Source organism: Kitasatospora sp. NPDC059088 (assembly GCF_042738155.1).
Taxonomy (GTDB): Bacteria; Actinomycetota; Actinomycetes; order Streptomycetales; family Streptomycetaceae; genus Kitasatospora.
The window spans coordinates 1-866 of record NZ_JBHYGR010000078.1; the positions used below are offsets into that span (position 1 = coordinate 1).

Here is an 866-nt window from a genome sequence, read left to right on the forward strand (position 1 = left end):
AAGGGGCCTTCCGGCTGTCTGTGCGCCGCCAGGGACTCGAACCCCGGACCCGCTGATTAAGAGTCAGCTGCTCTAACCAACTGAGCTAGCGGCGCCTGCTGACAGAGAAAACTGTAGCAGCGGCCGGCGGTCGAGCCAAAATCGAATACCGGCCGCCCTCCGTTCACCCCCGGGTCACCAGGACCGGTTCGGCCACGGCGCCGGTACCGGGCTCGCGCGCCGCCCGCACACAGGCCCACAGCACCACCGAGGCCCCGGGCAGCCAGGGCTCCCGCTCCTCCGGGGCGACGATCCAGCGGCCGGTGCCCCGGCCGGGGGAGTCCGGACCGTGCACCATCCGCTGCAACGGCGGGACGGTCACCGCGTCGCCCTTGCCGTGGCACAGCAGCGGCGGCACGTCCCGGGCCCACTCCTCCCAGGCCAGCAGCCGGCGCAGCCGGGGCGCGGTGCCGGGCCGGACGAACAGCAGGGTGCGCCCGCGGTAGGCCGCGACCGGGCCGCAGCCGGGGCCGGAGGCCCACAGCTCGTCCAGCACCCGGCGGCCGAACAGCGACGGCATGCTGATCACGTCGAAGGCCCGCCCGCAGGGCAGCACGGAGGGTGCCCACGGGCGGGCCTCCCACAAGGCGCGCATGCTGCGCGGGTACTCGCTGGCAGAGGCCAGCCAGGCCTCCCCGGCCACGGTGACGTACTCCACCGACTGGTGCGTCCAGATGTCCACGCCCAGCAGCCTGCGCCGTGCGCGCCCCCGGCGTGGTGGAAAGCCCCGTTCGCCGGACAGGGTGACGGGCGATCGCGTACCCTCCGGGGGGGGGGGGCGTGGGCCGCTGCGCGGGGCGGCGGGGGGGGGGGTGTGGGGGGGGCGC

Annotated in this window: 1 protein-coding gene and 1 tRNA gene; both read right to left on the minus strand. The window is 75.5% G+C overall.

Annotated features, from left to right (window positions below):
- Positions 1-21: 21 nt before the first annotated feature.
- Positions 22-95: transfer RNA gene (locus ACFWXO_RS29000), tRNA-Lys, on the minus strand.
- 68 nt (positions 96-163) lie between these two features.
- Positions 164-721: a bifunctional DNA primase/polymerase gene (locus tag ACFWXO_RS29005; RefSeq protein ID WP_375883338.1), complete on the minus strand. Its 558-nt coding sequence runs from the start codon at positions 719-721 to the stop codon at positions 164-166.
- Positions 722-866: the final 145 nt, after the last annotated feature.